We start from the raw sequence: 21,707 nt of genomic DNA on the forward strand, positions 1-21,707 counted from the left end.
CGGACGGTTTGAACATGCGAAAGCTCACCACGCCCATCGTAGCTCTTGGCCTCGCCATTGCGCTCGCCGCCTGCAACAGCACCGAGATGCTGACGCCACAGGTTGACGTCGGCGGGGGAACTTTCCGCTCGCCGCCGGTGACGCAATCCGACCTCGACGCCATGTCGACGCAGACGGCGATGGCGCCGGTGCAGCGCGAACCCGTCAGCCAGACCACCGCCTATTCGCCTCAGCCGGCTCCGTCGAACACACCGACGGCCTATGCCACCGGCGACGCGACCTACACCGATCCGGCCGGCACCTTCGAGGGACAGGCAAGCCGGCTTGCCGCCGGTTCCGAGCCCGTCCAGAACACGATCGAGAGCCGCCAGGCACCGGTGGAACAGGCGCCAATACAGCACACGCCCGTCCAGCAGGCGGCGGCCGCAGCCGAAGAAATCCAGAGCCAGCCAACCGTCGCCGCATTGCCGAAGGCAAGTGCTGCCGCGAGCGGCACGATCCGCTTCCTGCCGATCATCGGCGCACCGGTCCAGGCGGTGACACCGCTTTCCAAACAGCTCGGTGCCGACGCTCGCGCCCGCGGCCTGACGATCAAGGGCTCGGCCGACGCCAGCAGCGAGCATATCCTCAAAGGCTATTTCTCGGCACTGAAGGACGGCGACAAGACGACGGTCGTTTATGTCTGGGACGTGCTCGACGGCAGCGGCAACCGCCTGCACCGCATCCAAGGACAGGATCAGGTTTCCGGCGGCGGCACGGATTTGTGGAGTGGCGTTCCGGACACAACCATGCAGGGAATTGCGACGAAAACCATCGACGCCTATCTCGAATGGCGGCAATCTCAAGCCGGTTGACACAAAGTTTTTAGGATATTGGCCTTCGCGGCGCAGCATTCCCCTTGCATTCAAGTTCAGTCTCGCTAAAAAGCGGCCGATCAGCTCTGAACGGCGGCCATCCGCAAAGAATGACCGCGATTGGAATGGCTCTCGGAATCTGCGCGGAAAACACCGCTGCCGGAAAAGTACCGGACGGTGACCGCGCCAGCTCAAGGCGGTCCGTCAATGAAGGTTTTCGCAGGTAATTCGAACCGGCTTCTGGCCGAAGCGATCTGCAACTATCTCAACCTGCCTCTCGGCAAAGCGACGGTACGCCGTTTCGCCGATCAGGAAATCTTCGTCGAGATCGGCGAAAACGTACGCGGCGAGGATGTCTTCATCATCCAGTCGACCTCGTTTCCCACCAACGATCACCTGATGGAACTGCTCATCATGATCGACGCGGTGCGCCGCTCCTCCGCTCGCCGGATCACCGCCGTGCTTCCCTATTTCGGCTATGCCCGCCAGGACCGCAAACCCGGTCCGCGCACGCCGATCTCCGCCAAGCTGGTCTCCAACTTGATCACCGAAGCCGGCGCCGACCGCGTGCTGACCCTCGATCTTCATGCCGGCCAGATCCAGGGCTTCTTCGACATCCCGACCGACAACCTCTATGCGATCCCGATCCTGGCGCGCGACGTCAAGGAAAACTACGACCTGAAGAACGTCATGGTCGTTTCGCCGGACGTCGGCGGCGTGGTGCGCGCCCGTGCGCTCGCCAAGCGTCTCGACTGTCTGCTGGCGATCGTCGACAAGCGCCGCGACCGTCCGGGTGAATCCGAAGTCATGAACGTCATCGGCGACGTGAAGGGCAAGGACTGCCTGCTGATCGACGACATCGTCGATTCCGGCGGCACGCTCTGCAACGCGGCCGAGGCGCTTTTGAAGAACGGCGCGACGAGCGTCACCGCCTACATCACCCATGGCGTTCTTTCCGGCGGCGCGGTTGCCCGCGTTACCTCGTCGATGCTGAAGGAACTGGTCATCACCGACTCGATCCAGCCGACGACCGCCGTCCAGTCAGCCCACAATATCCGCGTCATCTCGACCGCGGGCCTGCTCGGCGAAGCCATCAGCCGCACGAGCCAGGAAGAGTCGGTATCGAGCCTCTTCGACTGAGGTCGTCCGGAACGCCCGAATTTCCAAATCGCCGGCGCCATACGCGCCGGCGTTTTTCGTTGCGGGACGCGGTTACTCCCCGAACGCCTGGGCCAGCGGCTGGTCGACGAGATTGTCGATGAACCAGTTGGGATAGACAGGCGCCGGCACGGTCTCGGCATCGAGCGCCGAGATCTCCGCCGCCGTCAGAGCAAGATCGGCGGCGCCAAGATTGTCCTTCAACTGGTGGGGCTTGGAAGCGCCGAGCAGCACACTGGTCACCGCCCTCTTCGAAAGCAGCCAGGCGATCGCCACCTGGGCGACGCTCGCCCGATGTTCGCCGGCGATGCCGCGCATGCGCTCCACCAGCTTGAAGCCCTGCTCCTTGTCGAAGGGCAAAATGTCGAAGCCGGAATAGCGGTTGTCCGGATCGCCGAGATTGTCGCGAGTGTACTTGCCCGAAAGGAAGCCCGAAGCGAGCGGGCTCCAGACCGTCAGCCCCAACCCATAGCGCTGCATCATCGGAATGACGTCACGCTCGACGTCGCGGCCGAGCAGCGAATAGTGCATCTGGCCATGGGTGAAAGGTGCCAGTCCGTTGGCCTTCTGGATTTCGAGGGCCGCTGCCACCTTCCAGGCCGACCAGTTCGAAAAGCCGATGTAGCGCACCTTGCCCGAACGCACGACCGCATCGAGCGCTAAAAGCGTCTCTTCGAGCGGCGTATGCGGATCCTCCTTATGGACGATATAGGCGTCGATCCAGTCGGTTGCGAGCCGCTTCAGGCTCTCGTCAACCGACCAGAGAATGTGACGGCGCGACAGACCGGCCTGGTTGAGCGACGTGCCGGTGCGGAAACCGACCTTGGTGGCGATCACCACCTCGTCGCGACGGGACTTGAGCGCCGTACCCAGGATCCGCTCCGATTGGCCGGAGGCATAGGCGTCGGCCGTGTCGAAGAAATTGATGCCGGCATCGAGCGCCTGCCCGACGAGGGCGTCGGCAGCTTCGGCATCGGTCTTGTAGACCGCGCCGAGGCTGCGGTCGCCGGCAGTAAACGTCATCGCCCCGAAGGCGATGCGCGAAACCACCAGACCGGTATTTCCAAGCGTCGTATATTGCATGTCGATCTCCATCCTCTGAAAGACAGGTTGCAGTTGGACAGATCATGCCGAAGTGGATTGCTATGAAAAACCACCGCTCTCTTGATAGGCTTGGAAGAATTGCTTCATAATCGACGGATGGCGAACGACCCTTTCAACGGACTGAGAGAGTTTCTGGCGGTGGCAGAGGCAAAGAGCTTCACCGCAGCAGCGGCGACGCTCGGCGTCACGCCCAATGCCGTCAGCCAGACGATCAGGGCGCTCGAAGCCCGTCTCGGCCTCCAGCTTTTCGTGCGCACCACCCGGCGCGTTGCTCTGACCGAGGCGGGCCTCGCCTTCCTGAAGCGCGTACGTCCCGCCGCCACCGAGATCGCCGACGCCTATGAGTTGCTCGGCGATTTTCGCGACCGGCCGATGGGCAATCTCCGGCTGACCGTGCCGCGCATGGCCATCCCGCTGGTGCTGACGCCCCTCCTGCCGCGGTTTCGCCAGGCCTATCCAGACGTTTCCGTCGAAGTCTCCATCGACGATGCGGCCGTCGACATCACCGAACATGGCTTCGATGCCGGTATGCGCATCGGCGAAGCGGTCGAGCGCGACATGATTGCCGTCCGGCTGACGCCTGACATCACGTGGGCCGTGGTCGGTTCGCCCTCCTATTTTATCAAGCACGGGCGGCCGTCGACACCCGAGGACGTGACGCGCCACGAAGCCGTCCGCTATCGTTATCCGGGATCCGGCACGATCTACCGCTGGGAGTTCGAGCGCGAGGGGCGCGACGTCTCGGTCGATGCTCCGGGCGCCCTCACCGTCAATGATTTTCAGATGCTCATGGAGATGGCGGAGGCCGGCACCGGGCTTGCCTATCTGCCGGATCTTTCGGTGCGCGACGCCGTTGCGAGCGGCCGCCTCGAACGGGTGCTCGAAGCCTATCTGCCGACGTCGCCAGGTCTTTTCATCTATTTCCCCGCCAAGGCCCAGACACAGCCAAAACTGCGGGCCTTTCTGGACCTGGCGGCAAAAGTCATGCGGGAGCGGACATAGTTCCGCAGCTCACCGTCCACGGAAAACCACGGCACAGGCCTCGCCGCTGCCAAAGAGCCGGGAACGCGTCAGGAAACGTCTCTCCCGTCCGTTGTCGAGCGAAAACATGCCGCCCCTGCCCGGCACCACGTCGATGATCAGTTGCGTGTGTTTCCACACTTCGAACTGGCTGGCGCTGATATAGACAGGCACGCCGCCGATCTCGCCGAGCTTCACGTCATTGTCGCCGACGATGTAGTCACCGGCCGGATAACACATGGGCGACGAGCCGTCGCAGCAGCCACCGGACTGGTGAAACAGGATATCGGGGTGATCCCGCCGGATTTCGGCGATGAAGCCGAGCGCCGCATCGGTTGCAAGCACGCGGGGTTCGCCGATTCCGCTGGATCCTATGAGTTCAGTGGACATTCGCGAGCCTCACTGTTCGAGAGCATTCTGCAAAAAGCCGGCTGAGGCGCGGGTGGAGAGCACGCCTCAGCCGTTGATCGAGCGAGAGGGAAAGGAGGAGAACACCCTCCCTCCCGCTCCTGTCGCCTTCCCCAGGCGGCGGGGAAGGCAGATCCGATCAGAAGAAGCCGAGCGCCTTGGGGCTGTAGCTCACCAGCATGTTCTTGGTCTGCTGGTAGTGATCGAGCATCATCTTGTGCGTCTCGCGGCCGATGCCGGACTGCTTGTAGCCGCCGAAGGCCGCATGCGCCGGATAGGCGTGATAGCAATTGGTCCACACACGCCCGGCCTGGATCTCGCGGCCGAAGCGGTAGCAGCGGTTGGCATCGCGGCTCCACACACCGGCCCCGAGGCCATAGAGCGTGTCGTTGGCGATCTCCAGCGCTTCGGCCTCGGTCTTGAAGGTGGTGACCGAAACGACAGGCCCGAAGATCTCCTCCTGGAACACGCGCATCTTGTTATGCCCGCGGAAAACGGTCGGCTTGACGTAGAAGCCTTCCGACAGCTCGCCTTCGAGCACATTGCGGCCGCCGCCGGTCAGCACCTCGGCGCCTTCCTGTTTGCCGATATCGATGTAGGAGAGGATCTTTTCGAGCTGTTCGCTCGACGCCTGCGCGCCGATCATCGTGGCGCTGTCGAGCGGATTGCCCTGGCGGATCGCCTCGACGCGTTTTACCGCCCGTTCCATGAAGCGGTCATAGATGCTCTCCTGCACCAGTGCGCGGCTCGGGCAGGTGCAGACCTCACCCTGGTTCAGCGCGAACATGGCAAAGCCTTCGAGCGCCTTGTCGAAGTAGTCGTCGTCTTCGGCGAGCACATCGGCGAAGAAGATGTTCGGCGACTTGCCGCCGAGCTCCAGCGTCACCGGAATAAGGTTCTGGCTGGCATATTGCATGATCAGCCGCCCGGTCGTCGTCTCGCCGGTAAAGGCGATCTTGGCGATGCGCGGGCTGGTGGCGAGCGGCTTGCCGGCTTCGAGACCGAAACCATTGACGATGTTGAGCACGCCGGCCGGAAGGAGATCGCCGATCAGTTCCGCCCAGACGAGGATCGACGCCGGTGTCTGCTCGGCCGGTTTCAGCACGACGCAGTTGCCGGCCGCAAGTGCCGGCGCCAGCTTCCAGGCGGCCATCAGGATCGGGAAGTTCCAGGGGATGATCTGACCGACGACGCCGAGCGGCTCGTGGAAGTGATAGGCGACCGTGTCATGGTCAATCTCGCCGATCGAACCTTCCTGGGCGCGGATGCAGGCGGCGAAGTAGCGGAAATGGTCGATGGCAAGCGGAATGTCGGCGGCCATGGTCTCGCGGATCGGTTTGCCGTTGTCGAAGGTCTCGGCCCGCGCCAGCAGTTCGAGATTGTCCTCCATCCGGCCGGCGATCTTCATCAGGATGTTGGAACGCTCAGCGGCCGAGGTGCGGCCCCATTTCTCGCGGACGGCATGGGCAGCATCGAGCGCCAGCTCGATATCGGCGGCATCCGAGCGCGCCACCTGGCAAAGCACACCGCCGGTCACCGGCGTCGTATTGTCGAAGTAGCGGCCGGCCACCGGCTCGCGCCATTCGCCACCGATGAAGTTGCCGTATTTCTGTTTGAACGGGCTTTCGACGATCTTCTGATGCAACATGGTCATTCCTCCCTGAGACCCAGCAATGGAGCTGTGAGGAGGAGCGTGGAGCGGTTCGGTTGTCTTCGATAGTGAGGCGTGATCGCCCGCGACGGGATCTGTTTCAGAATTGAGACAGCCAGGCGCCAGCTACTGTGCTGCAACGCAGCAAACGGGAACGGACACGATCAGAAGCTGCACCTCATCCCCCTGCCGGGACCTTCTCCCCGCGAGCGGGGAGAAGGGGCAAGCGGCAGCCCCCACGTCCCAATCAACGTAGTCACCCAAGCACGAAGACCGCCGTAAGGCACGTCCCCTCTCCCCGTATGCGGGGAGAGGGCTATGGTGAGGAGCAGATCGAGAATGTTGTGCGGTCAGTTGACCTGAAGCCGCTTCATCTTGCGGTAAAGCGTGGCGCGGCTGATGCCGAGCAGATCGGCCGCCATGGAGACATTGCCGTTGGCGCGCGAGAGCACCCGTCGAAGCGCAGCACGCTCCGCATCGGGAAGCTCGCCGGCATCACCCGACGTATCTTCCCGCAGAAGGTCAGAGGCCGGAACTCCGGCGGCAATGCGTTTGTCGTCGAGATCGAGCCATTGCCGGGCTGCACGCGTTGCGCCTAGCACGAGGTCGTCGCGGTCGACGGCGAGAAGCGCCGGCCCGGCGCGATCGACCGGGACCAGCACGATGCGCGCGCTGGCAAAGGCGCGACGGAAAAGGCCTGCCTCGATGCGCGCAGCCGCGTCGCGCACCGCCTGCGACAAGAGCGACATGGTCATTTCGGAGGCGTCCGAGCGGCAGGTGGAGATATCGATGGCCGCGGCCAACCTGCCGAGATGGTCGCGGATCGGCGCCGTGGTGCAACTGAGGCCGATATTGCTGCTGAGGAAATGCTGGTCGCGCTGGATGACGACGGCGCGCTCGTCGGCGATCGCGGTGCCGATGCCGTTGGTGCCGACGCTTGCCTCGCTCCAGACCGTACCCGACCAGAGCCCGACATCGCGAAAATCGGCATCGTCGCCGACGGCGCCGCGGCGTTCCAGCGCCACGCCCTTGTCGTCGGTCAAAAGCAGGCAGCAGCCGGCCCGGCCGACGGTGGCGAACAGCCGGTCGAGTTCACCGCCCGCTTCCAGGATCAGCTCGGCCGACCTCTGCCGGGCAAGCTCGAACTCCATGCCGGACAGTCTGAGCGGCTGACGCCCCTCCTCAGGTGCCAGCCCATGCAGCGTCATGCACCGGCGCCACGAAGCGGCGATCGGCGAACTGGCAGCCGCCGACGGCTGGTGCGCAACCTTGTAGACATAGTCCGAATGTTCCCTGACGGCAGCCATCGGCTTCCTCCCTGAAAGCGTCGTCCGGCGAAATGTCGACACGGCCGATCTCCCAAGCGAGCCGCATCCACGGGCGCCACTATAGCCGTCGTTTTCCGCGAAGGTCCAGCCAGACGAAGGTTCGAGAGCCGGCGTCCGTCAACGAGTTTGATCGGTGGATCACGCCGCCGATATCGACAGAGCGCCCGAATGTGCTACGCGAAAGGATCAAATTGCCGCGACTCAACCTCACAACAGCCGGTTGCCGCCATGCTTCGTGCCTTTTCGCTCCAGAGCCTGTTCATGGGCCTGCTGATCGCCTTCGTCGGCTTCGCCAGTTCCTTTGCCGTCGTGCTGCACGGGCTCATCGGCGTCGGCGCCAGCGAAGCGCAGGCAGCCTCCGGGCTGATGGCGCTGTCGATCTCCATGGGCCTTTGCGCCATCGTCATCAGCGCCGTGACGCGGCTGCCGGTCAGCATTGCTTGGTCGACGCCGGGCGCCGCCTTGCTTGCGAGCGCCGGCATCGTCGAAGGTGGCTTTAATGCCGCTGTCGGCGCCTTTCTCGTCTGCGGCCTGCTCGTCGTCGTCGCCGGCCTCTGGAAACCGCTCGGCCGCCTGGTCTCCTCCATCCCGGCGCCGCTCGCCAATGCGATGCTGGCCGGCGTGCTGCTCAGCCTCTGCTTTGCCCCTGTCAAGGCGATCGCCTTCAATCCGCTTTTCGGCCTGCCGATTCTCATCGCCTGGGCACTCGTCGGCAGCATCAACAAGCTCTATGCAGTGCCCGCCGCGCTGATCGCCTTCATGCTGGTCATCACCTTCGGCGTCGAAATCCCGGCCGGCGCCTTTTCCGCCCTCTCCTCGGCGCTGGTACCGACCGTGGAATTCGTGATGCCGCAGTTCAACGTCGCGGCCATGATCAGCATCGCCCTGCCGCTCTTCATCGTCACCATGGCCTCGCAGAACATTCCCGGCATCGCCGTGCTGAAGGTCAACGACTATCACCCGGAGCCGGGACCGCTGTTTGCGACGACCGGCGTCTTTTCGATGTTGAGCGCCCCCTTCGGCGGCCATGCGGTCAATCTGGCTGCAATCACGGCCGCCATGTGCGCCGGCGGCGATTCCCATCCGGATCGCAACCGGCGCTACTGGTCGGCGATCAATGCCGGCGCCTTCTACATTCTCTTCGGCCTGCTTGCCGGCGTCGTCACCACCTTCGTCAGCCTTGCGCCGTCGATTCTGATCGAGGCTGTGGCGGGCCTTGCCCTCGTCGGTGCCTTCGCCGGCTCCGCCATGGCCGCCTTTACGGACCCGAAGACCCGTGAGGCGGCCGCAATCACCTTCCTGGTGACCGCGTCCGGCGTCAGCTTCGGCGGTGTTTCTGGCGCCTTCTGGGGGCTGATTGCCGGCGGTGCCATGCTGGCGCTCGCACGTTTCACCGGTAAAAAGAGCTGAAACCGCGGCAAAGCTTGCATTTGCGGGGGATCTCGTCTATGGAGCGCCCGTCCGCGTAGACACCCTTGGAGGCAACGCGGATGAAGTCCTTGCGGCTTCAGTTCTTCCGCATGGCGGTCGAACTCTCCAGCATTAGACACAGAAAGGTCTATCCATGAGCCACGCATCCTACGAGCTCAAGGCCGAGACGCGCGAACGGGTTGGTAAGGGGTCCTCCCGTGAACTTCGTCGCAACGGTCTTATCCCGGCTGTCATCTACGGTGACAAGCAGGCCCCCCTTTCCATCGCGCTCTCCACCAAGGAAGTGACGATGAAGATCCACGCCGGCGGTTTCATGACCACCGTCGCAACCATCGACGTCAACGGCGAAAAGATCCGCGTCCTGCCGAAGGACTACCAGCTGGATCCGGTCCGTGACTTCACGATGCATGTCGACTTCCTGCGCGTCTCCAAGGACAGCCAGGTTACCGTTGCAGTTCCGGTTCACTTCGAAAACGAAGAGAAGTCCCCGGGCCTCAAGGCTGGCGGCGTTCTCAACATCGTTCGTCACGACGTCGAACTCAACGTTTCGGCTAACGACATTCCGGAATTCCTGACCGTTGACCTCTCCGGTCTCAAGGTCGGCGACGCCATCCACATCTCCAACATCAAGCTGCCGAAGGGCGCGACCCCGGTTATCACCGATCGCGACTTCACCATTGCAACGATCGTTGCACCGGCCGGTGGCGTGAAGGAAGAAGCCGAAGGCGAAGCAGAAGCCTGATTGGCCTCTGGGCGACCGGCGAAAGCCGGTCCCGCCGCACTTCATCGAAAGCCCGTCCCATTCGTTTGGGGCGGGCTTTTTGCATTGGCGGCTGCCCGCCGGCACTCGGCCGCATCGATGCCGCGCCCCACGAATTATCATGAAGCGATTTCAGCAACATTTAAGATTTTGATGATGTTCTTCTGACGGGGAAAAATGGGCTTGTCTGAAGAGAATTCTGATATGAGATGGGTGGCAGCTGCTTCTGAGGCGTGCATGCGATGATGCACTCCGTGGAGAACCGGTTTATTGCGATTGTCTGCGGCGCGATGCTCGTCTTCATTGCCCCGCTGCTTGCACTCTTTCTCAGCATCTCCAGCGATCGCATTGCACGCGAGCGCCTGCACAACATCGAACTGTTGATGGCCGCGAGCGCCGAGGCGCTCGGCAAGCCCATCTGGGACTTTGACAGTGACGCCATCAAGCACATCGCCCGTTCGCTGATAAACGGCACCGACATCCTCTCCGTCACCATCCGCGACCAGTCCGGATCGATCCTCGCGCAGATGCCGCTGGGCGGCGTGTTGCCGAGCACCAAGGACCGGGTCCTCATCCTGCCCATTTCCTATCAGTCGGTCGATGGCATGAAAGAGGTCGGACGCATCGAAGTCAGGGTCCCGACGCCGGGTCTGCTGTCGCAATTCAGCAAGGACGAACTGGCGATTCTCGCCATCCTGCTTTTTGCGGTCGCGATCGTCTTTGCCGCTGCGCTCGTCGGCAATCGCTTTACGGTGATGCGCCCGCTGATGCGCCTGACCGCCGCGATCGAGGCTACGCGCCGGCTCGGGTCTCGCCACCGCGTCGACTGGACCTCCGACGATGAAATGGGCGCACTCGCCGCCAACTTCAACGAGATGCAGGACCGCCTCGAGCGCGAAGAGACCGAGCTGAAGAACGCCCATGAGCGCGTCACCGACATCTACAACCTGACGCCGGCGATGCTGTTTTCGCTGGATGTCGACGGGCGCCTGCTCGCCGTCAGCGACTATTGGCTGCTGGCGACCGGCTACAGCCGCGACGACGTCGTCGGGCGCGACTTCATCGATTTCTTCGATCCGCACTGGCACGAAACCTATCGCAGCCACGCCAAGACGATCGCCGTTGCCGATCACGCCATCCGCGAAGTGACCGTTCCCTTCCGCAAGGCGGATGGCGAAGCGATGACCGTGCTGATCCAGGAGACGAAGGCGACCGGCGAGAGCAGCCTGTCGCTCTCGGTCATGACCGACGTGACCGCGCTGAAGCAGGCGGAAAGCCGCAACCACACCCAGGCGATCACCGATCACCTGACCGGCCTGTTGAACCGCCAGGGTTTCGAGGCCGCGCTCGACGAGGCGATCACCGAGGCCGATCAATGCGGCATGCAGCTCGGCTGCCTGTTCATCGACCTCGACCGCTTCAAGTGGATCAACGACAATTTCGGCCATGCCGCCGGCGACGAAGTGCTGCGCCAGACGGTCGAGCTCATACAGGCCGCCCTGCCGCCCGGCGACATCATGGCCCGGCTCGGTGGCGACGAATTCGCCATCCTGCTTTCCGATCCGAACGCCGGGAACCTTGCGGCCGAGATCGGCGAGCGCATCGTCACGGCGCTGCACGAACCGATGGCGATCGCCGGCAACGAGCTTTTCGTCAGCGCCAGCGTCGGCATCGCCGTCTACCCGACTCATGCCGAAAACGCCTCCGACCTGCTGCTGAAGGCGGACATGGCGATGTATGCGCGCAAGCACGACGGCAAGAATGGCCTGCAGGTGTTCGACGCCGGCATGCTCGACGCCTCGCGCGAGCGCCACGAGATCGAGCAGTGCATCGAAGCCGGCCTGAAGGACGATCACTTCGAAGCCTGGCTGCAACCGATCGTCAGCCTCGCCGATGGGCAGATCGCCGGCTTCGAGGCGCTGATGCGCCTCAACCACCCGGAAAAGGGCCTGATGGCGCCCGGCAAGATCATCGGCATCGCCGAAGAAACCGGCATGATCGCCCGCATCGGCGACCAGATCCTTGAAAAGGCAATCCGCCATCTGGCAGCGATCTCCGAGCTCGACGGCACCCAGAACACCTATCTCGCTGTCAACTTCTCACCGCTGCAGTTCGAACTGACGCTGCCGCACAAGCTCGCGGCCCTGCTTCTGAAGCATCATATCTCGCCGAGCCGGATCGTCGTCGAGATCACCGAAGCGGTGCTGATGCTCGACAATCCGGAAGTTCACTCGGTGCTGAAGCAGCTCAACGAATTCGGCTGCCGCATCGCGCTCGACGATTTCGGCACCGGCTATTCGTCGCTGAGCTATCTCAACCGTTTCCCGGTCGATATCGTCAAGGTCGACCAGTCCTTCACCCGGTCGCTGAGCTCCGGCACCGCCGATATCCGCCGCAAGAGCCGCATGCTGATCAAGGGCATCCGCACGATCTCGCACCAGATGGGCTGCACCGTCGTTGCCGAGGGCATCGAGACGAAGGAACAGTGGCAGCTGCTGCGCAAGCTCGGCGTCGATTGCGGCCAGGGCTATCTCTTCAGCCGGCCGATGCCGGTCGACCGGATGCTGGCCATGCTCGAAAGCGACTCCGAGGCAAAAGCGGCTTCCGCACCCAGCATGCGGGCATGAGTTCACCCACCTGGTTCCCTGGGGCGCGGGAGAGCTTTAGGGCCTAAGGTCGGGCACAGGCCGGGGATAGAAAAGATCCGTCGCAAGGCGGACGCAGAAGAGGAGGAAAGGATGTGAAGGCGCTGATCGCAGCATTATTCCTTGGTCTTGCAACGACGGCCGAGGCTCAGACGATCAAGTTCGTCACCGAGGAGTATCCGCCTTACAACTTTTCGACCGGGGCCGGCCCGAGCGGTGCGGCCGTCGACCAGGTCAAGCTCATCATGGAGCGCCTGAAGCTGCCCTATACGATCGAGGTTCTACCCTGGGCGCGGGCTTTCATGCTGGCCGAGACCGATCCCGCCTATTGTGTTTTCACCACCGGCCACGACGCCGAGCGCGACCGAAACTTCCAGTGGGTCGAGCCGCTGCTGATCGACCACATGGTCATGGTCCGGCAGGCCGGATCCGCCATCGCGCCGGCATCGCTGGAGGACGCGCACCAATATACCGTGGGCACGCAGCGCGAGGATTTTTCGGCGTCCTATCTCAAGGAGCACCGCTTCCCCAAGATCGACTATGCGGCCAATCTCGACTCCAGCCTGAAAAAGCTGCTCGCCGGCCGGGTCGATCTTTTGATGACGTCCGAAAAGACCTTCGAAAGCATGCGCAGCGAAGGCAAACCGGTGGAGGCCGCGCTGGTGCTGGAAGGCAAGCTTTACGGCATCGCCTGCCATCGCGACTTTCCCCGCGATATCGTCGCCGCCATGCAATACGAACTCGACCGGCTGATCGGCAACGGCACCCAGGATGTGATCTTCAAGCAATATGGGCTCAAGCCCAATGCCAGCCTGCAGGCGGAGAAATAGGCGTTGACTTCCGGGGGGTGCGGTGTTTTTGGATGGCATCACCCCGAAATCATGAATGCGCAGCACCATGTTGATCATCGTAGGGCTTGGCAATCCAGGTTCGAAATACGCCGCCAACCGGCACAATATCGGCTTTATGGCGGTTGATGTCATTCACCGCCGGCACAGCTTTTCCTCCTGGTCGAAGAAGTTCAAGGCCGAGATCGCCGAGGGCGACATCGGCGGCGAGCGCGTTCTGTTGATGAAACCGCAGACCTACATGAACCTGTCCGGCGAAGCGGTCGGCGAGGCCATGCGCTTCTACAAGCTGCAGCCGAAGGACATCACCGTCATCTATGATGAACTCGACCTGCCGTCTGCCAAGGCGCGCATCAAGGTCGGCGGCGGCCATGGTGGGCATAACGGCATCAAGTCGATCGACGCCCATTGCGGCAAGGACTATCGCCGCATGCGGCTTGGCATCGGCCATCCCGGCGTCAAGGATCTGGTGCATGCCCATGTGCTCGGCGATTTCGCCAAAGCCGACCAGGCCTGGCTGGTGCCCCTGCTCGACGCCATCGCCGACAATGCCGACATGCTGGTGCGCGGCGAGGATTCCCAGCTTCTGAACAAGATCGCGCTCGCGACCGGCGGCAAGCCGGAGGCGGAAAAGGCTGAAGGCCCGAAGAAGCAGGGCGCGCAATCACATATCCGCCAGGCGCGCAATTCCGCCCAGCCGAAGAAGCTTCCGGCAACCGGCCCAATGGCCGACATGCTGAAGAAGATGTTCGGCTCGAAGAACGACTAGCTTCCCCAATCCGGAACGCGCCCTAGCTTGTGCAATCGAAACGGGTCAGATCGACCCGATGGCACAAGCCTGGAGCACGCCCGTGACCGACCCGGTGATTGACTGGCTTCTCGCATCGGATCCCGCAATTCGCTGGCAGGTGATGCGCGACCTGCTGGACGCCCCAGAGTCTCTATGGAAAGCCGAACGGGCCAAGGTGGACACCGAAGGCTGGGGCGCCAGGCTTCTCTCGCATCAGGATGACGATGGGCAATGGGCGGCAGGCGCCTTCATTCCCGCCGGTTTCGACGCGCACGAGTGGACCGAGCACGGCCAGCCCTGGACGGCAACGTGCTTTTCGCTGTCGCAGCTGCGGGAGTTCGGTCTCGACCCTTCGTCCGATCGGGCCCGACGAACCGTCGACCTGATCGGCGCCAATTCGCGCTGGGACGAAGGCGGCCAGCCCTATTGGCAAGGCGAAGTCGAGGAGTGCATCAACGGCCGCACCGTTGCCGACGGCGCCTATTTCGGCGTCGACGTTTCGCGGATCGTCGACAGGCTCGTCGGCGAGGCCCAGGCCGATGGCGGCTGGAACTGCGAACGGGCAAACGGTTCGCTCCGGTCCTCCTTTGCCACCACCATCAACGTGCTCGAAGGCTTGCTTGCGTTCGAAAGGGCGACCGGTGGCACGCCACAGTCCAAGGTGGCGCGCCGGGCCGGCGAGGACTATCTGCTCAAGCGCCATCTCTTCCGCCGCCTGAGCACGGGCGAAGCCGCCGACAAGCGCTTCCTGTGCCTCTGCCACCCGAGCCGCTGGCGATACGACATCCTGCGGGCGCTCGATTACTTTCGCGCCGCGACGCTCCTTTGCGGTGCGGCACCTGATCCACGGCTCAGCGAAGCGATCGGCCATCTGCGTTCGAGGCGGCTCGAAAACGGCGCATGGCCGCTCGACTGGCGCCCCGCCGGACGCGTGTGGTTCGACGTCGATGACGGGGTCGACGCCCCTTCGCGATGGGTGACGCTCAAGGCGATGCGCGTGCTCAAATGGTGGGACGCCCACTTGCCGTGAAGGCGGCGCGGCTGAGCACAGTCCGTATCCATCCATCACCCGGGCCTATGGGCCGCCAGAAAGATCCGCACCGCCTCCGACGCATGGGCTCGGAGAACCTCCGGCGTCGGAATGGCGCTATCTCCGAGCAGCATGGCGTCATTTACCGGCCCGCCCATGACCAGCCAGTTGAAGAACCCGCCGGCGACCTCGGCGTCCTTCACCCGAATGTCGCCCTTCTCGCCATAGCGCCTGAAGGCGACCGCCAGCCGCCGGATCGAGCGCATCGGCCCGCGCTCGTGCAGCGCTTCGCCAAGCTGCGGAAACCGCTCCACCTCGGCGATGACGAGACGGCGAACCTGCATCAGCCGCGGCGTCATCACGATCGTCAGCAACTGCGTGGCATAGTCGAGCAGGAAGTCCTCGATCCGCTCGTCGCCATCGGGATCGGCCACCTGCTCCTGGAATTCGTCGCCTGCTCCCCCCGTCATGCTGCGCACGACTTCGAGAAACAGCGCCTCCTTGTTCTGGAAATGGGAATAAACCGTCTGCTTCGAGACCTCCGCCGTCGCGGCGATCTCGTCCATGTTGGTGCCGAGAAAGCCGTGCTTGAGAAAGAGATCACTGGCTGCAGCCACGATCAGTTTGCGGGTGCGCTCCATGCGCGTCTTTGCGCCATTGCTCAAACCTGCCCCCCCTTGCCGTATCTCACCAAATCACTTGGCTTACAGAATAGGCCAGTCGGATTGACAAATCAAACTGGACGGTCCAGTCTAGTTAGCGAAGTCGGATCAGGAGATGGCCATGGCCAAACCACAGGAAAGACATCGCATTGCCACCTGCCGCTGCGGGTTAGTTGCCTTTGAAGCCGCCGGCGAGCCGATCGTCGGCGCCGCCTGCTACTGCACCAGTTGCCGCACCGCCGGCGAGCGTTTCGAGGCCTTGCCGGAGGCGTCGCCGGTCATGGAAGCCGACGGCTCGACGCGGTTTGCGCTCTACCGCAAGGACCGGATCCGCTGCGTCAGGGGCAGCGACCTTCTGCGCGAACACCGGCTGACGCCGGAAGCGCCGACGCGCCGGGTCATCGCCAGCTGCTGCAACTCGGCCATGTTCCTGGAATTCAAGGGCGGTCACTGGCTGAGCGTCTACAATCAGCGTTTTGCCCGGGACGAACAGCCGCCGCTCGAAATGCGCACGATGACGAAGGATCGCAAGGCCGGCGTCGAGTTTGCCGACACGCTGCCGAGCTACAAGACACATTCGGGCCGCTTCATGTGGCGGCTTTTGACCGCCTGGGCGGCGATGGGATTCAAGGCGCCGAAGATCGACTATGTGAAAGGCGAGGCCAATGGCATCCCAGGCTGAGAAGATCGAGATCGAAAACATCGTCTCGCCCGGCCACAAGTACCGCGTCGACCGGATGAAATACGAGGCGATGCGTGAAGCCCTGCTCGCGGTGCTGCCGCCCTCAGCACCGGGCCTGACCGTGGCGGACGCGAAGGAGCAGCTCCTGCCCTTGCTGCCGCAGGACCTTTTCCCCGGCGGAGCGAAGGCGGGCTGGTGGCTAAAGGCTGTACAGCTCGATCTCGAAGCCAAGGGCACGATCGAGCGCGAAGCGAGCAAGCCGCTTCGCCTGCACAGGAAGCCATGAGGCAGGCCGATGGCCGCCGGGCATTTCCCCGGCCGCCGCCAACTATTCATGAGGCCTGCTAGTCCTCTGGTTCGGTGGTGAAAAGCAGCGGGAAACCCGCTTCCTTGGCGAGATCGGTTGCTTCCTTGGCCTTGGTTTCGGCGATGTCGCGGGCGCAGACGACCACCACGCAGCTCCCCATCTTGTGGGCCGTCATCATCACCCGGTAGCCCGCCTCCTCGCTCATATGGAACACGGCCTTGAGCACGCCGACGACGAACTCGCGCGGCGTGTAATCGTCATTGAGCAGCATGACCCTGTAAAGCTTCGGCCGATCGAGCTTCGGCTTCACCCTCACTTTGACTTTTCTGGCAACCTCGTTGTCACTCATCGGAACCACCCCGTTGATGACAGATTGGCCGGCACCACCGCGGGGCAGAACCGCCTCGGCGCACCGTCAGACGCACCGGCGCCGAAGGCGCACTATCCTACGGGCGCAGGTGCCGATCAAGCAAAAGCAAGCGCACGGACGCAGGCGGAGATCAGCGCCTCCCCCAATGGCCGACGAACATCGCTGCTGCTTCGTCATAGGAGCGGGCTTTTTCCAGCGCCGCCCTTGCCTCTTGCTTGCGCGCCAGCAGCGCATGGAAGAAGCAATGCACGAAAAGCGGCGCGTCCGCCCCCTCCGGCGAGCCGTCAGGCGCAACGTAGAGGGCCGCCCCTCCCTTTTTGACAAAGGCATCGCCATAGCGCTTGCCACCGGTCTCGCAGCAGGTGCTGAGCACGATCTTGCCGTCAAGCCTGGCATGTTCGGCGATAACGGCGGGCGGCAGGCTGCCCTCGATGAGCATCGAGGTGTCGATTTCCTCGATGTATTCGCCAAAGACGAAGCCGTTCTCGTCGCCGTGGCCGGAAATGATCAGGTGCTGGTGAACGAGCTCGCCGCCAGCGAGCAAGGTCAGGAAATCGCCTGGTGTCCCCGGCAGATGCAGCGTGACGACGGCGCCCATGCTTTCGAGCGTCGCGCGGATCAACAGCGCCTCGAGTGTGTCGCCAATATCGACGACGGCAACCGGCACGCGCGGAAACAAGAACTTCTGGTCGATCAATGCGGGGCTCCTCAATTTCTTGGCCGCCGAACAGGGCCGGCGGAAATCCGAGCGCATATGCGGCCCGAAGAGCACGCGTTCAACGGCCTCGACCCCTTATTTACCGTGAACAGGGCCTGCGCCCTTGACCGGGGAGCGCCCTTCCCGCATAGCCACGCCAACGGAATTTTAAGATACGGACGAGACCCCATGGGCTTCAAATGCGGTATTGTCGGACTGCCGAACGTCGGCAAGTCCACGCTCTTCAACGCACTCACCAAGACGGCAGCGGCGCAAGCGGCCAACTATCCCTTCTGCACCATCGAGCCGAACACCGGCGAAGTGGCGGTGCCGGATCCGCGCATGCGCAAGCTGGCCGACATCGCGAAGTCGAAGGAAATCATCCCGACGCGCATCTCCTTCGTCGACATCGCCGGCCTGGTGCGCGGCGCATCGAAGGGCGAAGGCCTCGGCAACCAGTTCCTCGCCAACATCCGCGAAGTGGACGCCGTGGTTCACGTGCTGCGCTGCTTCGAGGATGACGACATCACCCACGTCGAAGGCCGCATCAATCCGGTCGCCGATGCCGAGACGATCGAGACCGAGCTGATGCTCGCCGACCTCGACAGCCTCGAGCGCCGCACCGAGCAGACCCGCAAGCGCGCCGGCGGCAAGGACAAGGATTCGATGGCACAGCTTCCGATCATGGAAGCCTCGCTGAAGCTTCTGCAGGACGGCAAGCCGGTCCGCACGCTGCTTTCGACGCTCGATGCCGAAGAACTGCGCATCCTGCAGGGTCTCAACCTCCTGACCGCCCATCCGGTTCTCTATGTCTGCAACGTCGCGGAAAGCGATGCCGTCGACGGCAACGAACACACACGCGCGGTGGCCGAAATGGCCAAGGCGCAAGGGGCGGAAAGCGTCGTGATCTCCGCTGCCATCGAGTCGGAAGTGGCGCAACTGCCGGAGGAAGAAGCCAAGGAGTTCCTGAGCGCGCTCGGTCTCGAAGAAGCCGGTCTCGACCGACTGATCCGTGCCGGCTACAAGCTGCTCGACCTCATCACCTATTTCACCGTCGGCCCCAAGGAAACGCGCGCCTGGACAATCCAGCGCGGCACCAAGGCTCCGCAGGCCGCCGGCGTCATCCACACGGACTTCGAGCGCGGCTTCATCCGCGCCAACACCATTGCCTTTGAAGACTACATCGCACTTGGCGGCGAAGTGGGCGCCAAGGAAGCCGGCAAGGCCCGCGACGAAGGCAAGGAATACGTCGTCCAGGACGGCGACGTCATCCACTTCCGCTTCAACACGTAAGACCTGTCGGTCTGATCCCGCACTCAAGGCGCGGGATCGGAGCACATCAGAACTTGATACTACGGCGCGGCATGCAACCGCGCCGTTATCGTTTCCGGCAAGAGGTCGATGACCATGCGGCGCAGCCGCTGCCAGAAAATGCCGATGAACAAGACCGTTACCCCGACGACCGCCAAGGCTATGAAGACGTAACTGTCGAGCGATGCATTGGTCTTGCTCAGCACGGTCCAGATCGCGCCGCCCAGCGACAACAGCCCCGATGTGACGAAGGCGCGGCGGTCGATGACGAGCCCGACCAGCATGAACACGGCGACGATCACAATGGCGGAAGCGGCCTGATTGAAGCTCGCCTGTCCGTCCCACCACGTTGCACCGCCATTGACCAGGAACACCAGTCCCATCAGCGAGTAAAGCAGAGCCGGCGCGGCTGCGAGATGCAGCCAGAAGGCGATGTCCGAACGGGTGGTGAGCCGCTGCGGGTCCGAAACGTCGTAGCGCATGGCGATCGCGAAGACAGCCAGTGCCCCGACGAGCAGGGTCAATGGAAGCAGCAGGACGTAATCGGGGTTGGCCACGTCGATACCGAGGACCCTCTCGAATGCGAGCAGGACCGCCACCACGCAGGTGAGCGCGATCGACAGCACCAGACCGGCCAGCGCAAGCGGAACGCGATAGCGCCAGTAGAACAGCGCCAGCGGGATCGGGAAGGTAGCAACGTAGACCAGGGTGAAGGTAAGCGGGTGCCAGGTGTCCTCATGATCGTCCACCAGCCACATCGACGTCATTGCGACCCAATGGACGAGCGCGAGCGTCAGCACCACCGAAGGCAGCGCCAGACGCTGGCGCCGCACGAGAATTTCCGCAAGCACGAGAATGACCGGCAGCGTTGCAAGCGGACCGGTCAGGCCCCACAGGCCGATGAGCACGACCACGATGCCGATGGTGATCAGGATGTCGTGAAAGCCTCTGATGAAGCGCGGCTGTTCGCTGTCTTCCGCCGCCCGCGCATCGAGCGCGGCGTCGGCCCTGTCGGCCGCGGCATCCGATGCCGCCGGTCCGAAACGGAAGCCGCGATCAGCCAGATAGACTTCGAGATCGCGCACCTGATGCGCGGATATGATGCCTTTTTCGGCTGCGCCCGCGAGCGCTCTGTTCAGTTCGGTCACGCGCTTTCCTCAGTCAAGACACGAGCGGATGGGACGGATTATCAGCTGGTTGCATGGACAAGAGCCAAGCGCAACCGCGAAACGTCGCGAGCGACCCGCGATGTTGCGCATCTCCGCGCAAATCGATTCCGCTTCCGGAAATTATGCAGTAGGTAATGCGGCAACAAATCAGACGGGACAAGGCAAGCATGCTCTACTTCGAGGATTTTTCCGAAGGCCGGCGGTTCGACTACAAGCCGGTCGAGATGAAGCCACCGGAGATGATCGCGTTTGCCAACGAATTCGATCAGCAGCCGATGCACCTCGACGAGGAAGCGGGAAAACGCAGCATTCTTGGTGGTCTCGCCGCCTCCGGCTGGCACACCAGCGCCATCGGCATGCGCATGATGCTCGATGCCTTCATGGGAAATTCCACGTCCCAGGGCTCGCCCGGCATCGATTTCATGGATTGGAGGAAGCCGGTCATTGCCGGCGACGTGCTCTCGGGCTTCAGCCTCGTGCTGGAGGCGCGCCGTTCGAAGTCGAAACCCGATCTCGGCATCGTCAAATTCCGAAACGAAATCAATAACCAGGCCGGTGAACCCGTGGCGGTTTCCGAATGCTCGGTTCTCTTTCGCTGCCGCGACAAGGGCAAAGCCTGATGATGACGATGGAAGAATTCTACGCGGCCAAGAGCCGGACCGTGATCGGCAGCCTGACCTTTACGGCCGAGGACATCATCCGGTTTGCCACCGACTTCGACCCCCAACCCTTCCATCTCGATGCGGAAGCGGCGCGGCATTCGCTGTTTGGCGGCCTTTGTGCCTCGGGCTGGCATACCTGCGCCGGGTGGATGCAGTGCTTCGTCAAGTTCTGGCGAAACGAGCAACGCCGGCTTGCCGCGGAAGGCCTGAAGGCGCCGAACCTCGGCCCCTCGCCCGGATTTCGTGACCTGAAATGGCTGAAGCCCGTCTATGCCGACGACACGGTCACCTACTTCGTCACGTTTCTTGAAAGCCGGTCGCTTGCTTCAAAGCCCGGCTGGCGGGTCAACACGATCCTGTGCGAAGGCGAAAACCAGCACGGCGAAGCGGTGATCCGTTTCGAGAGCAAGGTCATCGAGTTCGTCTGACCGGACGAAACCGGCCAACCACCATCATTTCTTAAAATCGCCTTTCGCCGGGTGTACACTCTCGGGCTACAGGTTGCGCGCCCTTGGCCGCGCTCAAGCGGCTTGCGGGCAGCGACCATTGCTAGCGGAGGAGCGGCTATGGAAAAAACCCACGTCCGCGAACTGGCGGACGAATATCTGCGTCTTGGCGGTCACCGTCGCGTCGTCATCGATGATAACGAAACATCGGTCAGAAGCTGGGAAGACGAGCCGCCGGAAGCCGAAAAATTCTGGCTCACCGAAGTGGAGACATTGTCGCCGGCAGCCCAGCGCGAAGTGCAATTGATGCTGCGGACGATCAACCGCATGTAGGCCTAAGGAAGGGCGCGGTTCTCCGCACCCATCCCGCAACG

The 21,707-nt window shown here is 63.0% G+C and carries 23 protein-coding genes; 15 read left to right on the plus strand and 8 right to left on the minus strand.

Going from position 1 to position 21,707, the window contains the following annotated elements; translation table 11 throughout:
* Window positions 1-14 precede the first annotated feature (14 nt).
* Both FA04_RS12015 and FA04_RS12020 read left to right on the plus strand, forming a co-directional pair.
* Window positions 15-854 carry a hypothetical protein gene (locus FA04_RS12015; RefSeq protein WP_034788747.1) on the plus strand — a complete coding sequence of 280 codons (840 nt, stop codon included), beginning with the start codon at window positions 15-17 and terminating at the stop codon, window positions 852-854.
* Between the two features lie 207 nt (window positions 855-1,061).
* Window positions 1,062-1,994: a ribose-phosphate pyrophosphokinase gene (locus FA04_RS12020; protein WP_034788749.1), complete on the plus strand. Its 933-nt coding sequence runs from the start codon at window positions 1,062-1,064 to the stop codon at window positions 1,992-1,994.
* A 72-nt stretch (window positions 1,995-2,066) separates the two neighbouring features.
* Here the strand turns inward: FA04_RS12020 and FA04_RS12025 are convergent, their stop codons facing one another.
* Window positions 2,067-3,095 (minus strand): aldo/keto reductase, encoded by a 1,029-nt coding sequence (locus tag FA04_RS12025; protein ID WP_034789039.1) that lies wholly within the window; start codon window positions 3,093-3,095, stop codon window positions 2,067-2,069.
* A 117-nt stretch (window positions 3,096-3,212) separates the two neighbouring features.
* Here FA04_RS12025 and FA04_RS12030 point away from each other — a divergent pair, with 117 nt between their 5' ends.
* Entirely contained in the window at window positions 3,213-4,118 is a 906-nt protein-coding gene (locus tag FA04_RS12030) for a LysR family transcriptional regulator (protein WP_034788752.1), read from the plus strand.
* Window positions 4,119-4,127: 9 nt separating this feature from the next.
* Here FA04_RS12030 and FA04_RS12035 read toward each other — a convergent pair whose 3' ends face one another.
* The 3 genes from FA04_RS12035 to FA04_RS12045 form a co-directional block, all read right to left on the minus strand.
* On the minus strand, window positions 4,128-4,526 hold the full coding sequence (locus tag FA04_RS12035) for a DUF779 domain-containing protein (protein WP_034788755.1): 399 nt from the start codon (window positions 4,524-4,526) through the stop codon (window positions 4,128-4,130).
* A 157-nt stretch (window positions 4,527-4,683) separates the two neighbouring features.
* A complete protein-coding gene (adh, locus tag FA04_RS12040) occupies window positions 4,684-6,192 on the minus strand; it encodes an aldehyde dehydrogenase (protein ID WP_034788758.1) in 1,509 nt (502 codons plus the stop codon).
* A 353-nt stretch (window positions 6,193-6,545) separates the two neighbouring features.
* Entirely contained in the window at window positions 6,546-7,502 is a 957-nt protein-coding gene (locus tag FA04_RS12045; RefSeq protein WP_034788760.1) for a helix-turn-helix domain-containing protein, read from the minus strand.
* Window positions 7,503-7,751: 249 nt separating this feature from the next.
* Between FA04_RS12045 and FA04_RS12050 the strand changes: the two genes are divergently transcribed.
* The 6 genes from FA04_RS12050 (at window position 7,752) to FA04_RS12075 (ending at window position 15,027) form a co-directional block, all read left to right on the plus strand.
* Window positions 7,752-8,933, plus strand: coding sequence for a benzoate/H(+) symporter BenE family transporter (locus FA04_RS12050; protein WP_034788762.1), 1,182 nt, complete (start codon window positions 7,752-7,754; stop codon window positions 8,931-8,933).
* 154 nt (window positions 8,934-9,087) lie between these two features.
* Window positions 9,088-9,696 carry a 50S ribosomal protein L25/general stress protein Ctc gene (locus FA04_RS12055; protein ID WP_034788765.1) on the plus strand — a complete coding sequence of 203 codons (609 nt, stop codon included), beginning with the start codon at window positions 9,088-9,090 and terminating at the stop codon, window positions 9,694-9,696.
* A gap of 260 nt (window positions 9,697-9,956) precedes the next feature.
* Entirely contained in the window at window positions 9,957-12,341 is a 2,385-nt protein-coding gene (locus FA04_RS12060; protein WP_034788767.1) for a putative bifunctional diguanylate cyclase/phosphodiesterase, read from the plus strand.
* Window positions 12,342-12,454: 113 nt separating this feature from the next.
* Window positions 12,455-13,189 carry a substrate-binding periplasmic protein gene (locus FA04_RS12065; protein WP_034788770.1) on the plus strand — a complete coding sequence of 245 codons (735 nt, stop codon included), beginning with the start codon at window positions 12,455-12,457 and terminating at the stop codon, window positions 13,187-13,189.
* A 67-nt stretch (window positions 13,190-13,256) separates the two neighbouring features.
* Window positions 13,257-13,976 (plus strand): aminoacyl-tRNA hydrolase, encoded by a 720-nt coding sequence (gene pth / locus FA04_RS12070; RefSeq protein ID WP_034789041.1) that lies wholly within the window; start codon window positions 13,257-13,259, stop codon window positions 13,974-13,976.
* Window positions 13,977-14,034: 58 nt separating this feature from the next.
* Entirely contained in the window at window positions 14,035-15,027 is a 993-nt protein-coding gene (locus FA04_RS12075) for a hypothetical protein (protein WP_034788773.1), read from the plus strand.
* A 35-nt stretch (window positions 15,028-15,062) separates the two neighbouring features.
* Here the strand turns inward: FA04_RS12075 and FA04_RS12080 are convergent, their stop codons facing one another.
* Complete coding sequence (locus FA04_RS12080) at window positions 15,063-15,692, minus strand: TetR/AcrR family transcriptional regulator (protein ID WP_034788776.1); 630 nt, start codon at window positions 15,690-15,692, stop codon at window positions 15,063-15,065.
* Window positions 15,693-15,810: 118 nt separating this feature from the next.
* On the opposite strand from FA04_RS12080, the gene FA04_RS12085 reads away from it, so the two are divergent.
* Together FA04_RS12085 and FA04_RS12090 are read left to right on the plus strand one after the other, a co-directional pair.
* Window positions 15,811-16,371 carry a GFA family protein gene (locus FA04_RS12085; protein WP_034788778.1) on the plus strand — a complete coding sequence of 187 codons (561 nt, stop codon included), beginning with the start codon at window positions 15,811-15,813 and terminating at the stop codon, window positions 16,369-16,371.
* Window positions 16,355-16,657 carry a DUF6958 family protein gene (locus tag FA04_RS12090; RefSeq protein WP_034788781.1) on the plus strand — a complete coding sequence of 101 codons (303 nt, stop codon included), beginning with the start codon at window positions 16,355-16,357 and terminating at the stop codon, window positions 16,655-16,657. The genes FA04_RS12085 and FA04_RS12090 overlap by 17 nt, the downstream gene beginning before the upstream one ends.
* Before the next feature lie 58 nt (window positions 16,658-16,715).
* Here the strand turns inward: FA04_RS12090 and clpS are convergent, their stop codons facing one another.
* Complete coding sequence (clpS, locus tag FA04_RS12095) at window positions 16,716-17,027, minus strand: ATP-dependent Clp protease adapter ClpS (protein WP_034788786.1); 312 nt, start codon at window positions 17,025-17,027, stop codon at window positions 16,716-16,718.
* A gap of 151 nt (window positions 17,028-17,178) precedes the next feature.
* Window positions 17,179-17,745, minus strand: coding sequence for a hypothetical protein (locus tag FA04_RS12100; RefSeq protein WP_034788801.1), 567 nt, complete (start codon window positions 17,743-17,745; stop codon window positions 17,179-17,181).
* 189 nt (window positions 17,746-17,934) lie between these two features.
* Here FA04_RS12100 and ychF point away from each other — a divergent pair, with 189 nt between their 5' ends.
* On the plus strand, window positions 17,935-19,038 hold the full coding sequence (gene ychF / locus FA04_RS12105; RefSeq protein WP_034788804.1) for a redox-regulated ATPase YchF: 1,104 nt from the start codon (window positions 17,935-17,937) through the stop codon (window positions 19,036-19,038).
* A gap of 59 nt (window positions 19,039-19,097) precedes the next feature.
* On the opposite strand, the gene FA04_RS12110 is transcribed toward ychF, so the two are convergent.
* The gene (locus tag FA04_RS12110; protein ID WP_034788807.1) at window positions 19,098-20,204 is read right to left on the minus strand and encodes a hypothetical protein; all 1,107 of its coding nucleotides are present in this window, start codon (window positions 20,202-20,204) and stop codon (window positions 19,098-19,100) included.
* A gap of 188 nt (window positions 20,205-20,392) precedes the next feature.
* On the opposite strand from FA04_RS12110, the gene FA04_RS12115 reads away from it, so the two are divergent.
* The 3 genes from FA04_RS12115 to FA04_RS12125 all read left to right on the plus strand — a co-directional run bounded on the left by FA04_RS12115 (window position 20,393) and on the right by FA04_RS12125 (window position 21,666).
* The gene (locus tag FA04_RS12115) at window positions 20,393-20,845 is read left to right on the plus strand and encodes a MaoC family dehydratase (protein ID WP_034789044.1); all 453 of its coding nucleotides are present in this window, start codon (window positions 20,393-20,395) and stop codon (window positions 20,843-20,845) included.
* Window positions 20,845-21,315: a MaoC family dehydratase gene (locus FA04_RS12120; RefSeq protein ID WP_089045006.1), complete on the plus strand. Its 471-nt coding sequence runs from the start codon at window positions 20,845-20,847 to the stop codon at window positions 21,313-21,315. Before FA04_RS12115 ends, FA04_RS12120 begins: the two co-directional genes overlap by 1 nt.
* A 138-nt stretch (window positions 21,316-21,453) precedes the next feature.
* Complete coding sequence (locus FA04_RS12125) at window positions 21,454-21,666, plus strand: hypothetical protein (protein WP_034788810.1); 213 nt, start codon at window positions 21,454-21,456, stop codon at window positions 21,664-21,666.
* Window positions 21,667-21,707 lie beyond the last annotated feature (41 nt).

It is taken from the genome of Ensifer adhaerens (genome assembly GCF_000697965.2).
In the GTDB taxonomy this organism is placed as follows: Bacteria; Pseudomonadota; Alphaproteobacteria; order Rhizobiales; family Rhizobiaceae; genus Ensifer; species Ensifer adhaerens.